Origin of the sequence: Salinibacterium sp. UTAS2018, from assembly GCF_004118935.1 — a bacterium.
GTDB lineage: Bacteria > Actinomycetota > Actinomycetes > Actinomycetales > Microbacteriaceae > Rhodoglobus.
The window spans coordinates 1,284,183-1,297,613 of record NZ_CP035375.1 but is presented as its reverse complement, the minus strand read 5'-3'; the positions used below and the strand labels follow the sequence as shown (position 1 = coordinate 1,297,613).

Annotated in this window: 14 protein-coding genes; 7 read left to right on the top strand and 7 right to left on the bottom strand. The window is 56.4% G+C overall.

Translation table 11 applies throughout. The features are described 5' to 3' along the window. Positions 1 to 406 precede the first annotated feature (406 nt). Entirely contained in the window at positions 407 to 715 is a 309-nt protein-coding gene (locus tag ESZ53_RS06135; RefSeq protein ID WP_129072019.1) for a hypothetical protein, read from the bottom strand. Between the two features lie 144 nt (positions 716 to 859). Between ESZ53_RS06135 and ESZ53_RS06130 the strand changes: the two genes are divergently transcribed. Beyond that, complete coding sequence (locus ESZ53_RS06130; protein WP_129072018.1) at positions 860 to 1,141, top strand: hypothetical protein; 282 nt, start codon at positions 860 to 862, stop codon at positions 1,139 to 1,141. 179 nt (positions 1,142 to 1,320) lie between these two features. On the opposite strand, the gene ESZ53_RS06125 is transcribed toward ESZ53_RS06130, so the two are convergent. Further along, a complete protein-coding gene (locus ESZ53_RS06125) occupies positions 1,321 to 2,004 on the bottom strand; it encodes an SOS response-associated peptidase (protein WP_129072017.1) in 684 nt (227 codons plus the stop codon). 239 nt (positions 2,005 to 2,243) lie between these two features. Here ESZ53_RS06125 and ESZ53_RS06120 point away from each other — a divergent pair, with 239 nt between their 5' ends. Further along, a complete protein-coding gene (locus ESZ53_RS06120) occupies positions 2,244 to 2,462 on the top strand; it encodes a hypothetical protein (protein ID WP_129072016.1) in 219 nt (72 codons plus the stop codon). 516 nt (positions 2,463 to 2,978) lie between these two features. Continuing rightward, a complete protein-coding gene (locus tag ESZ53_RS06115; RefSeq protein ID WP_129072015.1) occupies positions 2,979 to 3,995 on the top strand; it encodes a hypothetical protein in 1,017 nt (338 codons plus the stop codon). Positions 3,996 to 4,739: 744 nt separating this feature from the next. On the opposite strand, the gene ESZ53_RS06110 is transcribed toward ESZ53_RS06115, so the two are convergent. Continuing rightward, positions 4,740 to 5,057: a helix-turn-helix transcriptional regulator gene (locus ESZ53_RS06110; RefSeq protein WP_129072014.1), complete on the bottom strand. Its 318-nt coding sequence runs from the start codon at positions 5,055 to 5,057 to the stop codon at positions 4,740 to 4,742. A 106-nt stretch (positions 5,058 to 5,163) separates the two neighbouring features. On the opposite strand from ESZ53_RS06110, the gene ESZ53_RS06105 reads away from it, so the two are divergent. Continuing rightward, positions 5,164 to 5,574: a hypothetical protein gene (locus ESZ53_RS06105; RefSeq protein ID WP_129072013.1), complete on the top strand. Its 411-nt coding sequence runs from the start codon at positions 5,164 to 5,166 to the stop codon at positions 5,572 to 5,574. Positions 5,575 to 5,680: 106 nt separating this feature from the next. Here the strand turns inward: ESZ53_RS06105 and ESZ53_RS06100 are convergent, their stop codons facing one another. From ESZ53_RS06100 to ESZ53_RS06090, 3 genes are all read right to left on the bottom strand, one after another. Beyond that, positions 5,681 to 6,250 (bottom strand): recombinase family protein, encoded by a 570-nt coding sequence (locus tag ESZ53_RS06100; RefSeq protein ID WP_129072012.1) that lies wholly within the window; start codon positions 6,248 to 6,250, stop codon positions 5,681 to 5,683. 253 nt (positions 6,251 to 6,503) lie between these two features. Next, positions 6,504 to 6,935, bottom strand: coding sequence for a hypothetical protein (locus ESZ53_RS06095; RefSeq protein WP_129072011.1), 432 nt, complete (start codon positions 6,933 to 6,935; stop codon positions 6,504 to 6,506). Further along, on the bottom strand, positions 6,919 to 7,578 hold the full coding sequence (locus tag ESZ53_RS06090; protein WP_168187191.1) for a CPBP family intramembrane glutamic endopeptidase: 660 nt from the start codon (positions 7,576 to 7,578) through the stop codon (positions 6,919 to 6,921). Before ESZ53_RS06090 ends, ESZ53_RS06095 begins: the two co-directional genes overlap by 17 nt. Positions 7,579 to 8,668: 1,090 nt before the next feature. On the opposite strand from ESZ53_RS06090, the gene ESZ53_RS06085 reads away from it, so the two are divergent. The 3 genes from ESZ53_RS06085 to ESZ53_RS06075 all read left to right on the top strand — a co-directional run bounded on the left by ESZ53_RS06085 (position 8,669) and on the right by ESZ53_RS06075 (position 12,952). After that, a complete protein-coding gene (locus ESZ53_RS06085; protein WP_129072009.1) occupies positions 8,669 to 8,908 on the top strand; it encodes a hypothetical protein in 240 nt (79 codons plus the stop codon). 513 nt (positions 8,909 to 9,421) lie between these two features. Further along, positions 9,422 to 12,379 carry an AAA family ATPase gene (locus tag ESZ53_RS06080; protein WP_246837403.1) on the top strand — a complete coding sequence of 986 codons (2,958 nt, stop codon included), beginning with the start codon at positions 9,422 to 9,424 and terminating at the stop codon, positions 12,377 to 12,379. A gap of 84 nt (positions 12,380 to 12,463) precedes the next feature. Continuing rightward, complete coding sequence (locus tag ESZ53_RS06075; RefSeq protein WP_129072007.1) at positions 12,464 to 12,952, top strand: hypothetical protein; 489 nt, start codon at positions 12,464 to 12,466, stop codon at positions 12,950 to 12,952. Between the two features lie 20 nt (positions 12,953 to 12,972). Here ESZ53_RS06075 and ESZ53_RS06070 read toward each other — a convergent pair whose 3' ends face one another. After that, positions 12,973 to 13,422 (bottom strand): hypothetical protein, encoded by a 450-nt coding sequence (locus ESZ53_RS06070; protein ID WP_129072006.1) that lies wholly within the window; start codon positions 13,420 to 13,422, stop codon positions 12,973 to 12,975. Positions 13,423 to 13,431 lie beyond the last annotated feature (9 nt).

Sequence of the window (13,431 nt, the reverse complement as noted above, 5' to 3'; positions counted from 1 at the left end):
ACACTCCTCCAGCGAAAAAAGACAACGAAGTTGCTAGAACACAGGAGCCTCCGGCTCACCAATTGCTCGTTATCAACGAGCGTCGTCAGACCTTCTTGTGTCTGATCTTGGGTAGTGGCCGTTGGTAGCGAAGAGACTTAGCTCCGCCGCCCGCACCGCAACCCCTTTCGCGGAAAACTTGGCTGCGCAAACTTTTGCCACGGTGGGTTGCACTGCGAGCGGACCAGAGCTGTTGGGCGTCTCTAACCAACAGCCCATCAACCCAAGGAGCGCATTGTGAACAAGAAGCCAGAAGCTGACGTCGACGAGTACATGGTCCCTATCGACCCGATGGAAGACCTGCAGTGCGATAGCTGCCAGTAGGCAGCTGGTGTCGGCCACTGGCCGGCATTTCGCGCTGACTTCGTCAGCGTGATTCGACGGCAGAGCCCCACACCCAAGCGCGGTGTGGTTGTCCGCTGATGGTCTGCCACTTGATCGCTACTGCACGTTCTGTCCAAGCAACGGCGTCTGCTTCGACTTGGAGGGCGCCGTCTGTATATCGAACCCATGCCCAGACGGGGCGTGGGTTTCGTGTTTGGGTGAGGTCGAAGCGACTCAGTTCCAGTTCTTCGTCGCTGAGTGATTCCGGGGCGCTGGAGGCCATGATGCGCTCAACGATGCTCGTATCCATCCGTGCGTCTACTTGACGCGCATAGCGCTTGTTGCTGCCCACGGGAACACCATAGGTGGGGCCGCCGACTAACTATCGGCCCGGCGGGAGATCTCTGGCGCGCTGGGGGAGAGGTTGAAGCTCCACGATTCCGCAGTGACCGCAAACGATGGTGCTGGCTTTGTCTAAGCGGTCACTTGATCGCCAATGGCGCTCTTCACCGCACGAGGGGCATTTCTCGATGGGGGTCGTCATTTCAGTTGCCAGTTTGCTGAGTTCGACCGCCTCTTCGAGCGCGCGGTCATGAATCTGCGATTCGCGATCGTCTGCCGGCCAGTCACGCAGCACGGCGTGGACTGCTTCGACGGAAACGAATGTCCGGACGGGACGTCCAAGCTCTCGCGCCACGACGCGCGCTTTCCTCCGCCAATCATCGGCAGAAACGGGTATCCCTTTCAGGAGCTGCGAAGCGGCACCTTCGGCCAGTAGCGCTGTTCGGATAGACAGCATCAATGGATCAATAGCCTTGCCGTTTAGTCCGATGACCTTCCCATCTATGCAGCCTAAGTAGTGCTCGAGGTGCGTAGATCGAATGAGTGTTGTTGGGGATAACAGCCGTCGGCGGTTGGCTGTTGATGACCAGATACCTAGGCAGCAGATGCTGTTTGTCAGGTCACTCGCTGGATGAGGCTGGGGTCATTTCCCGTCAGCGGTGCGACCTGGTGGGAAGTGAGTGCGCTTGCGACAGGGATTGCTGCCGCGACAGCGGCATCGACCAAAGTTTGATCGCCCACTGTCGTGGGCGAGGTCCATTCGTCCCAGAAATCGCGGGGGAGTGTCACCGGGTTTCGATCATGCAGATGCGCCAGCTCTGGAACTGTCGCCATTGTGAGGATCGTGGTTGAGAGCAACCACGCATCGTCCTCTTCTTTGGTGGGGTCTTTCCACCAGGAGTACAGTCCCGCGAAACCGAGCATCTCGCCGGCGGGGTCGTAGATGAAGTTGGGTGTTTTCGTTTTGCCTTCGGTGACCCACTCGAAGTATCCGGTCGCCGGCACGATGGCCCGCTTCGTATTTACCGGGTTCTTCCACGTGGCTTTCTCGGTGATGTTCTCCGAGCGGGCATTGAACGTGGGGAACTTCTGGGAGAGATCCTTCGCCCACGGAGCGACCAAGGACCACCGAGCAAGCTCGGAGCGGTGCCCATGTTCTTCATCCTCGAAGAGGATCGGAATTTGGGTGATGGGTTTGATGTTCCAGGACCCTGCCCATTGACGGTAGTCGCCGCCGGCGGCGACGTATTCCTCGATCAGAGCATTGACCTTGTCGTCTAGAGCAAACCGTCCACACATGCACATGAGGGTACCCCCATTGCTGCGTCTGTTGGTGGGTAGATTCGCGACGCCAATTTGTCTCTACGACCATAGTTCGCTCTCTCGGCTGCGACCCTCCGTTCGCTATTTGCAGACTCCTCCACTGCGTTCCCCCGCTTAGCAACCGCTCTCTACGGGCACTCCGCCTCCTCCACTCTCTATTGCTCTACGTGCCAAATCGGCACCGCGAATCTGATAACCCAATAGAGAGAGAAACAATGGCTAACTCACAGGACGAGACCTTCGATATCGTGACCGTCTCCACCACCATTGGTACCCGAGTGAGCACGTTCCGAAAGAGCGAGCAGCTGGCTGGGCGAGCAGTAGATCTGGCGATGTACGGAAACCTTGGGTACCAGCTTCTGTCGACCTTGAAGGTCGAGGGAGACGGGTCAATCACGATCCTGGACACGCTCCAGCATCGCAAGAGTCAATAGCAAGAAACTCGAGGGGGCGGCGGAGACAGCCCTCTCGAGTTGTGTTTTCAAGCGCTCTATATTTTCTAACGCACAATCTAGCGGACGTGCGTGATGTCGAGAAGCGGAGCCGGCGCATGGGCGGCACGAGAGAGGACTTTTCTGATCTTTAATGCCGCTTCGTATTGTCGGCGATTTGCCGCTCTGGTCGCCCTGCGCTCTCGATGGACGATGAAGCTTTACTGGTAGCTCTCTTGGGAAGGCTCCAAGGGTTGTGCGCACCGTTCATCCCGAAGGCAAGATCCGGGAAGGTGCCTTCAGCTGCCACGGTATCGGCGGTGGGGCGCATATTCAAGCCCTCTAGATGCGCAATCACGCTTATCCTGATTTCCCCGCCGAGGTCGGAAGTTTTTCGCTTTGGTAATCCCGCTGCCAGAACAACCTGAGAATTTATCTGTACTTTTAGTTCGCCATATGTGAGCCTTTAGGCAATCGGGATCTCATTCGGAGAATTCTCGAGCGATGTGGAGGACACAAATGAAAAATCGATCACGAAAGGCTGCGGGTGTTCCGATCGCCTTTCTTGCCGCCGCCAGTATGGTCATGACTACGTCACCAGCGTTTGCGGCACCGCAGCTCGATGGGGTGGACTTGGCAGAGGACACAGTTAATTCACTGGTCTTTACTCCTGAGACAGGCCCGATTGCTGACGCTGGGACATTCCTACAGAAGTCGGATGGAAGTCTCGTGAGTGAGACGGACAATGCGCGGCTCATCATTGAGTCGGGCGATGCACCAGCTATTGAGCTCAGCTCCGATTTTTACGAACCTCTAAGGATAGACGCAGCACTTCCGGGCTCCGTTTCTATCGCAGACAAGGGTTCTGCAGTATTCGAATCCAACGCGGACTACTCAGTGGTGCCGTTGCCGCAAGACGATGGAGCCGTTCAACTCGTCACCATTTTGGACAGCTCCGAGTCGCCGGAGCGATTCGATTACGATTTTTCCAGCACTTCGGATGTGACGCTGAACCTTCAGGAAAACGGCATGGTTATTGTTCTCGATGAGGCTGGTGGTTGGCTCGGTGGCGTCGCTAGCCCGTGGGCGTTTGACTCAGAAGGGACTGCCGTTCCTACTCACTTTGAAGTCCTTGGATCAACTCTCACGCAGGTAGTGGAGCATCAATCCGGCGATTTTGTGTACCCGATTTCTGCCGACCCATATGCTAATCAAAACCTTTGGGGTTCCAGCAGCATTGACTTCTACAATGGTGACCAACGCGTTAACCTACGTCTTTCCGCCTGGGGCGCAAGTCACCAACTTCCATGGATCCTAATCGACTACGGTTGGCCGGAAGCCTTGGGCCGTAGTGCACTGATGAAGAGTGTATTGACGAGCAAAGCGTCGATGCGTCAGCAGTTTGACTGTCATGCATTTGGCTCTGCCTTCGCTGGCGATTGGAACCTAGAGAAATTCCGGCCCAACCGTACGGCTCTATGGAGCTATGGTGTCGCTATTCATCATTGCAACTGGACTACTTCTTACCGGTATTGATGAGGCCATAGCCGAGCCGCCGAAGCAGGAGAGCCTCGCCAGCGGTTCGGCGTGGGATGTATCTCAAAAAAGGTTGAGCAGTAGCTTTCGCAGCTGCTCAACCTTTTTAAGAAATCGTTTTGACAAGCTGCAGATCGCAGTACGCGGCTGTCTAAATTCTTCGTTGGTTGCTTTTGTTGCTTATTGCGATAATGGTTGCCGCAACTGCGGACGTGAGAGCGGCCATAACAACAATCGGAGCCGTGAGGAGCGCGGGAAACGATAACGTTCCCGCCGCGCAAAGAATAAGTGCTGCGGCCACACCTATGAGGAAGGTCAGCGTGGGCAGCCCCCGTTTGCGAGGAGAACGGGAGGCTGGAATTAGCGCTCCTAATAAGGGGATGAGTGCAAACGTCCCAAGAAAAATCACCAATACTTGAACGCCGAAAATTATCGAAGCTATCTCGAAAGATTCGTAGCCTCCCCAAAGAAACAGCGCCACACCTAACGTGGCTAGACTTCCGACTGCGGCTGAAGCCCATTGGAATCGGTTGACAGAATTCCTATTCTTTTCAGTCCGTACCGTCCGTGGACTTTTGCGATCGATGGAGAAAGCCGCCATTGCAGCTCCGCCGACAACTGTCCAGCGAGATAGCCCAAGTTCAGCGGCACCAGCCAAGTCAGCTAACCATTCTTCGCGATATCTAGATTTGGCGATCGGCGGCAGTGTTCGAGAGGTTGCTCTGATCAGTTTCTCCGGGAGGTTCATGCTGTCGTCGCCACCCTCGAGGCCGCAGTTCTGAGTTCTCGCCTTCTGACCTCCGCGACTGCGGCGTGAGCTTCCGCTCGAGCCGCAGTCGAAAGGGAATAAAGCCTCCGGCGCGGTCCGGCGCGATCAGCGTCGCTATCCCATTGCGAAGATGTCCAACCCAGGTTTTCCAACCTCTCCAAGATCGGATAGACGCTTCCGGCGGGTCGCTGTGTTAACTTGACGATCTTCAAACCCCAGATTGGCTCTGCAGAAGACAAAAACACCTCAAGGACGTCTGCTGTAGCGGAAGTGGAACGACCTAGAGCTTTCATTCTGCAAAGCTACCTATATAGACTAGAGATTGTCAACTGCAATGCGCGCGTCGAAAGAGTGTGCCCCCAAGTCGCACTCTTTGCGGCTTTCTGAAAGGATCATGAGATGAACTCACGCCATACTGCTTTCCGCATGGGGGGTCTAGCGTTCGTCGTGTTGGTTCTCGCTGGATGTTCGTTGTTGGATCCACAGGGCCAGCTCACCCTGCACGATTTAGTGAACGTGGAAGAGGGCGTCGATGTGACCACCCAGGCCGAGGACATCACGGACACTGCGTGTGCAACGCTTATTGACTGTGTCGAGGCGTACAGCACGGCAGAAGCTAACTACTATCGTTTTGATTCTCGTGATGATGCGGAGGCATTCGGTTCGTCCGTTGAAGATGGCTTCGTCATCAACTACATCGTTATGGACTTCGCTGGTAAAGATGCTTCAGTGCAGGAACAGTTGCACGCGATGCAGATGTTGGCGGGAATGTGGAATGACTATGAGGGCGGCTTCCCCGACCGTGGCTGACCAGCGCGCTAGCGAAGCGAATATTGACCATTAGCGTTACGGGCTCGGAGACTTTCTTGTTAGCCGTTGATGATATCCGCGCTTCAACTTCCGCCATAACCTTCATCTACCGCGACGTTGGTCGAAGATACTGGTAAATTGTTTGGCGGCTAACGCCGAACTCACGGGAGAGTCCTGCTTTCGATTCTCCTGCCGCGGCACGCTTCGCGACTTCAGACGCTTGATCTTCATTGAGTGAACGGCCCCGCCCTTTGTAAACGCCGGCCTTTTTGGCCAGGGCGATGCCTTCTCGTTGTCGTTCACGAATGAGCGCTCTCTCGAACTCGGCGAACGCCCCCATCACGGAGAGTAGGAACGTGGCCATCGCGGTGTCGTCTCCGGTGAAGGTCAGATTCTCTTTCACGAATCGAACCTGCACCTTCTTATCCGTCAGCTGCCGAACTATCGCTCGGAGGTCGTCGAGGTTGCGAGCCAGCCGATCCATCGAGTGGACCAACACGGTGTCACCGTCTCGAGCAAAATCGATGAGCTTCGCCAGCTCCGGGCGGTTCTGATCTTTGCCGGATGCTTTATCCATGAAGACCCGGTCGAGGATCTCTCCGTCTAGTTGCCGGGTGGAGTTTTGGTCCAACGTGCTGACTCTGATGTAGCCGAATGTTTGCACCACTGTTCCCATCTCGATAGTGTCAAGGGAACTCTAAGAGCTGATTGCAGCTAGTGTCAAGAATGCCGATTGCGGCTTCAGCTTGACACGTAGTTGCTGGGGGAGTGGTGGCCTACCTTGACGTCTGTTTAGGGTGTACTCGAAATTGACGCTTGCAAGTTTTCCGTATCCAGCCGTCAGCTCAACATTTCATCCGTATCAAGCGGTTCGGGATGCAGTGAGTTGCGCGTTGACGCACCGCCTGCTTCTCCTTGGCGTCGTCCTGTTATTCGGTCACGATCTGGGCGGCAGCGATTGGTCCCGCAATCCGTGCCTGAAATTTCGATTCCTCAGCAGCTAACCCACCCGAGTATTCATTCATCGGTCCGATGCGGTGCCCAGTGACGACAAAGTCGTATTCGATTTTTCCTGCGGCCCCAAAGTGTTCGACCACTTCAGAGAGGAGAATCGAGCTAATCACGAAGTCGATGCCGTCGTGATCGAAGTCGCCGTTGCTGTCTGCCACGAACCGGACCATGGTTCCAGAGCCCGCGATCAGCCAGACCTCATCGTCCTTTAGCGAAAGTCTTATCGTAATTTCGTTGTCGATATCCCAGACGACAGCAGAAGTGGGGTCGCCATCACAGAGATAAGCCTTAGCCGGGTTCCTCGCCCGACGAACGATTTCTGCGAATTGGTCACTAAAAGAAAATCCCATATAGCGCTCCAATCAAAATAACATCCGCGAAAAAGTGAACACCGATGACCCACGTAATCGACCCATGGGATAGGTGCCTCAGCACGCACATCATAAAGCCGAAAATCGATGCGAACAGCACGCCCAGCATACCGCCGGGCGTGCCATGGAGATGGGCCACTCCGAAACAGATCGACACCAGAATCCACTGGATGATCATCCCTTTCGAGCTTCGGAATAGAAGCGGGATTGCAAAACGCCACAGGAGCTCTTCGAAGGTTGCGTTAATCGCCGAAGCGATCAGCACGAAGAAAACTGTCGCAGTGATATTGCCCTGACCTGGTAACTCAGTCCAGCCTATAGACGTGCTGGAAGAGCTTCTCAGGCTATTTACGATTTGGAAACCCACGACGCCAAGGACAACAGCGAACGCACTGACCACCACCGCTACAGACGAGTTTAAAGCGAATGCACTCCGCCAGGGTCGATAAATGACGCTGGCGGTTAGAAGGAGAGCGGCGCCGATAGCTGGAGTTGCAAGGTCCCAATTCGCGAGACCTGGCAAGAAAATGATGAACAGCATCCCGAGAATGGCAGCGCGCTCGAACTCCCTTCTCGCGTAGTAGGTGCCCGCCAAGGCTCCCAGTACGAGAAGCGCGACCACTGAGCCTGTGATGGAAAGTGGCGGATCTAAGTAGATCCCCATTATGGATACAACGGCGAGTACAGGCCCAAGACGACTTAGAAAATGGAGTGCGCTTACTCGTGGCATGGTTGGGTTTAGGTCACTGCTCTCAAGCACACGGTGTCGCTACGGAACAGTCACTACGGTCGGCTTAGCAGAACAAGGATTCTTCATGCCTGTGTTGTAAGCCGTGGTTTCCCAGGTTGATAGACCTGAATACACGCCATCGAGATAGCCGCCAGCTCTCGACTGAGTTCGGAAAGTGCCGGTCTGGCAAACAATGAAGAGGCTAACTCCTGTATATGTCACTTTAGATTTAACGGTGGATTTGGTCGTCGAATTCGTTGTATTTGCGACGGTAGTCCACGCCGAACCGTTCCACTTCTGAATACGTGTCTCGATTTTTAGACTTGTGAGACTTCCCGTAGTGAATTTGCAAGTGACTTTGCCTTTTCCATCTATAAACCCGGGTTTTGTGCTGGACTTGTGAGGGTAGTCAGCGCTCAACTGGCAGTTTCCAGCGCCTCCAGGCAATGGTGCCGTGCAGGCGCTCAGAGGCGCAGTAAATAAGGCAAGAGCAACGAGACTTGTGAGTACTTTCCGGCGCCTACTGAGCATTTGAAACTCCCCTATCAGCTCTCCGTGTGTCCGACTGAACAAACGGATGGTGAATAAAACTCTGCGTATTGAGATAGAAACACCACCCCGAGGTATTGTCAATATTTTTTTCTTCGTACGAAGCAGCAATAATTTCTATCGGGTGGAATTTGAGGGGACGCTTTAAATGTTGAACTATCGAGGTAGAGCATCGAAGCTCGTCCGCGAGAGCCTAGATCCGAATTCTTCACCCCGAACGGCGAGAACCAATTTCGGAACGCTTGGGTCGGATGGAGGTTTCGAAGTGAAGGTCAGAGCGATCCTGGAATGGGGCAAGAGCCGTACCTCGCGGTGCGTCTTGATGGTGTGCCTCGGTCGAGTTTGAAGGTGTCTTGTAGCGAGCTCCTGGGAGGTGGTTTAGGGCTTTTCCGTCAGCTCGGAAATCGAGCCTTGGCAGTGCCCAGAATCATCGGTGAAATCCAGCAAGAAGACGCCGCGCTCAAGTCCGAGATTCTCGAAGCTGACTCTCGCCTCGGCTCGCCAACGGCAGCGTTCGGTGAACGATGTGCTCTCCGCTCAGCAGGCGGAGAAGGATACGGAGAAGCACGCCGAGCCTGCGCCGGGCGTTCGGCGTTCCGGGCCGGGTCCCGAGGTTCCGGGTAACCGGACTCAACAGCCCACCGCGGTATCGACGCACGAGGTCGGCTGGTAACCGCCGCCCTGTGCACTTCGTTCGTGGCCTTGCCGACATTGCGTCGGCAAGGCCACTTTCATTAGCGCGGGCCGGTGTGCCCGACTTCCCTTCATTGCTGCTCTGCTGTTATTCGGTGAGCTTGCTCGTGGATGTCCGCTGCGTGGGTTGGTGGTCGCTGTCAGCGGGCGCGATAGCGCCGAGCTGACTAAAGCCTCTTCTGCCCCGACGAAGAAGCGACGTCGGAGCAGAAGAGAAAAGGACGTGCAGAATGCACGATGACACATGCCCTCTACGAGATGACGAGTAAAGGAGACGAGTAACGATTAAGAGAGAAAGATAGTGTGATGCACGCAGGCACTATTGAGTGTGAGGTACTCTTGACGCATGCGCGGAGGGATAGCCAGATGGAAGCGAGGGGTCGCTTCTCAGGGTGTCCGGCAAGCTCTTGACTACGCGTTTGGTGGCACCTGCGACTCGCACATAACTGCATCGGCAGGGGCCGAAGCGGCAGCCGGCTACACCAATGGTGTGATGGAACGCTTTGTGGTCGAGGACGGTGTAACGTTCTCTGACTCGCTCAGCCGTGACCAATTGAAGGCGTGGATCGGTGGTTCTGATCCCGAAACCGGCGAGCACCGCGGGCGCGAACTTCCGTCTCCAGAAGCCGACCTCTTGCTGGATGCAACGGTCAATTCTCCGAAGTCCTTTTCGCTAGCGGCTCTTCTCGATGCCGAGTTGGCGGCCGAGTTCGAGTATCTCCAAGACCGCCTGCGCGACCGTGTGCTGCTTACCTGGCAGTCCGAACTCAACGCTCGGCGCGGCGCTGGCGGGGCAATCCGGCAAGAGCTTTCCCGCATTGAAGTGGTGGAACTCAAGCACGAACGGTCGCGTTCTTTGGACCCTCATAAGCACCGTCATCTGTGGCTGAACATGAAGGTTCGTGGCGTCGACGGACGATGGTCAAACGTCGATTCACGGGTGGCTTTACGCTTCCAAACTGTGGTCAATTCTGAGGGCGATTTGGCCGCCCGTACTGACCCAGAATGGATCGCTGCGTTGGCGGCGAAAGGGTTCACTTTGGATGCCTCTGGAGAGATCGAGCAGCTGGCTCATTTGGTGCGTCCGCTGTCGCGTCGCTCGAACCAAATTGAGGCGAACCGGGCGCTGAAACTTGCTGACTGGAAAGCCGCCAATCCGGGTCAGGAACCTGACCACAACGTGCTGACTGCGATCGACCGTTGGGCCTGGGCGGCAGGGCGCCCGAACAAGCCCGGCAAGGTTGACGAGGCTCGCTGGACTGAGATTGTGCGTGACGAACTGTTGGAACTCGACCCCAAAGTGTTGGGGGCGCGAGTCGCTACTGGGGTAGCTGCAGTTCATATCGGAGAGCTTGACCGTGACCTTTTGGCCGCCCAAGCGATCGCCGATGCTGATCGCCGTTCGGCTGGTACCGGTGGTCGATTTAGTCACTACGACATCCGTGCCGGTGCAGGTCGTGCCGTCGCCGCTAGCGGAATTGTTCTTGACCGGGCACTTGTTTCCGAGCTTCTCGAGGACGTCGTTGCTCGAGCAGTTTCGGCTGAGACTGTCGAACTTTCTGAAGATGTGGATGCTCTTCCGGGTCACGTCAAGCACTTCATGGCTGCCGATACTGCGGTGCTTAAAACGCAGCTTGCAGACCAGCTCGACCTGCTCATTGAGGCAGGCGAGCCCGTTGCCGTTGGCGCGATCGACACCATCGCTAGTCGTGTTCTGGACGACGGCCGCCGACTGGATGAAGGGCAAACGAACGCCGCTGCAGCGATCGCCGGCACCGACCGTTTGGTGACAGTCACTGGACCTGCCGGTACTGGTAAGACGACCATGCTGAAGGTCACAGCGGCATCGCTGACGGAGCAGGGTCGCCAGCTCGTCGTCGTTGCCCCGACTAAGAAAGCGGCTAGCGTCGCTGGTCGTGAGACGGGCGCGACGGCATCGTCGCTGCACGGTCTGCTGTACGACAACGGGTGGCGTTTTGGACCGGACGCTGCCGGTGTCCAACGTTGGTCGCAGCTGGAGGTCGGCTCAGTGAGCGCCGACACCGGTGCCATTTATGAAGGCCCTCGCAAGCACGTACTTCACCCCGGCGATCGCATCGTCGTCGACGAAGCAGGAATGATCGACCTGAACGCGGCACGCGCACTGGCGATCTTGGCCGAGCAAACGGGAGCAGGGATTGCGATGGTCGGCGACCACCTGCAGGCCGCCCCAGTCGGACACTCCGGCGCAATGGCGTTGACCAAACAGCGCTCCACCGCTGTGGTCGAGCTGACCGCAATTCACCGTTTCAAGGATGCCGAATATGGGCGCCTGTCAATGCGACTGCGCGACCCCGGCAGCGAAGAAGCTGCCACGGATGTTGCCCGCGAACTTTACGACGGCGGACACGTTGCGTGCGTCACTAACGACATCGACGCACGCGCCCACATGGTCTCGGGATACTTCCAAGCCGCTGGAGCAGGCCAGAGCATCGCCCTAGTCACCGGCACAAATTCTGACGCACAACTCGTAAATGAGAGCATCCAGAGCGAACGCGTTGCTCGTGGCCAACTGACAATCAATCGTCTGGCCGAAGGCCAAGAAGGACAACGCCTCTTGGAAGGCGATGTCGTACAGACCCGCCGCAATGATTCGAATACTGGCGTTGAGAACCGTGCTTTGTGGGTCGTGAAGAAGATCCGCTCGGAAGAGATCGTGCTGGAGAACGCTGCGCAAGCCGGCGACACCCGGATCGTTACTCGCGAGTACGGCACAAAACACCTGCACCTTGCCTACGCATCCACGGTGCACGGCATCCAGGGGGAAACAACTGACGTTGCCATCGTTGGCCCGGGTGTCGACGCTGCTGGTTTATATGTTGGGATGACTCGTGGACGGCGCCACAACGAGAGTGTTGTGGTCGCGGGCAACCGTAGTCAGGCCGTTGACACGATTGCGGAGTCGATGCGCCGTGGCCGTGTGGAGATCACTATTGATGACTCTCGCGCCGCTGCAGCATCAGAGCTGGCCCGCGCTGCGCGCACCCATGAAGGTAACGAGCCCGAGCTAGTTGTGGGTATTCCTGCGGACGATCCGCGACGTCCTGCGGTCCTCGTTGCGCGTGCAGAGGTGCATGAGCAGCTGGAGAAGGTGTCGAGCCGACTCACGCGCGATCGCCAGACAGTTCGCGAGCTGGACGCGCGCCTAGCCACGCGCGCAGCGCGCAACCACAGCGCGCAGATCAGTGATGGAAAGCCGGAGTCCATAGACATATTGGAAGCGGCCAAGCTGAAGGTTATCGAGAGAATCGAGCGCGACACAACTCAGCGAAGCCAGTTCGCTGCGCGCTACCGCAAGCTGAGCAACGATCTAGAGAACGCGGATGTGAAGCAGACGGCGCGCAAGACATCAACATCACTGAACCTGCCACAGGCCACAGCGAATGCAGACGAACCGGGTCTCTCGATCTAAAGGCCCCAAAATGTCACGAGAGGCAGTGTCCCTGCTCCCCAGCAGTAATCTATTCTCAACTACACGTTTATTGGAGAGCAGCGAATGGTCGTAGGGAAAAAAGAAGGCGACGTGGTCCGTAAACCGGCCGTAGATAAAGAGGAAGACGGCTGGCTCAGTTTTAGCCACCGAAGCATACCGACGTTCCTCATCACGCTTTTCGTCTCGGCCGTTGGGCTGGTTGGGCTCTTCGTTTCCCTTTTGACCGACGGGAGCCCTAGTGATGTCTCGCTAGGGGCGCCCCTATTGTTTACTGCAATTGGGGCGTTTCTCATTGCGGTTTCGACATTGTTCAAGCAACTGCAACCCGAATACTTCGAGCATGATTCGTACCGGCTGCATCGCCGCGGTTACGGTGAATTTTCCGCGACCGCGACTTCGTGCCCAGCGAAGAAAAATGACTCTAAGGTTTTGATCAAGGCTGTGAAATTCGCGGCTCGCTGGGATGCGTTTGTAATAGGCCTTGAGCTTGCCGGAGCAATTGTTCTTGGTGTGGGAGCGTTTCACGCTTTTACATTTTGGTACAACTCGTAGCAGCTATTGCTGCTGTCATTTCAAGCGTGACGGGTAGTGCTCCAGCGTGACCACTCGCTGTCAGTCGAAAAGACGCGAATGCGGTCGGGGCGATGGCCTTGTGTGCAGGACCCTCCCGATATCTGCCGAAGGCGAGATTGTGCGTTGTGCCAGCGTTCAATGAAGCCGATGGGTCCGTAGCCTGCGTCGGTGATGTCGTAAGAAACCGTCCATGCTGTCTGCAACGCGGAGAGCTCTTCTACGAGGGCGCCGTGCTTCCACCAGCAGTCAGGGATGATGCTTTCGTCAATTGCGTAGCGTGCGCTGATCCATTCGACCCACGCGCGCAATTCCTCCCACTTCTTGGCGGCTTCTTCGTCCGGCAGTGTTCGCCAGTTCACTGCGATTGCTGCGATCTCTTCAGAGTCTGGATCGCGGTCGCTTTCTTCTTCGGCGAGGACGTCGTCGATGTCAAAATCGTCGTAGCTCATGGTTGCTCC

Coding starts and splice junctions, on each gene's coding strand:
- ESZ53_RS06130 (WP_129072018.1), top strand. CDS start 860: ATGGCGCTCTTCACCGCACGAGGGGCATTTCTCGATGGGGGTCGTCAT.
- ESZ53_RS06125 (WP_129072017.1), bottom strand. CDS start 2,004: ATGTGTGGACGGTTTGCTCTAGACGACAAGGTCAATGCTCTGATCGAG.
- ESZ53_RS06120 (WP_129072016.1), top strand. CDS start 2,244: ATGGCTAACTCACAGGACGAGACCTTCGATATCGTGACCGTCTCCACC.
- ESZ53_RS06115 (WP_129072015.1), top strand. CDS start 2,979: ATGAAAAATCGATCACGAAAGGCTGCGGGTGTTCCGATCGCCTTTCTT.
- ESZ53_RS06110 (WP_129072014.1), bottom strand. CDS start 5,057: ATGAAAGCTCTAGGTCGTTCCACTTCCGCTACAGCAGACGTCCTTGAG.
- ESZ53_RS06105 (WP_129072013.1), top strand. CDS start 5,164: ATGAACTCACGCCATACTGCTTTCCGCATGGGGGGTCTAGCGTTCGTC.
- ESZ53_RS06100 (WP_129072012.1), bottom strand. CDS start 6,250: ATGGGAACAGTGGTGCAAACATTCGGCTACATCAGAGTCAGCACGTTG.
- ESZ53_RS06095 (WP_129072011.1), bottom strand. CDS start 6,935: ATGGGATTTTCTTTTAGTGACCAATTCGCAGAAATCGTTCGTCGGGCG.
- ESZ53_RS06080 (WP_246837403.1), top strand. CDS start 9,422: ATGGAACGCTTTGTGGTCGAGGACGGTGTAACGTTCTCTGACTCGCTC.
- ESZ53_RS06075 (WP_129072007.1), top strand. CDS start 12,464: ATGGTCGTAGGGAAAAAAGAAGGCGACGTGGTCCGTAAACCGGCCGTA.
- ESZ53_RS06070 (WP_129072006.1), bottom strand. CDS start 13,422: ATGAGCTACGACGATTTTGACATCGACGACGTCCTCGCCGAAGAAGAA.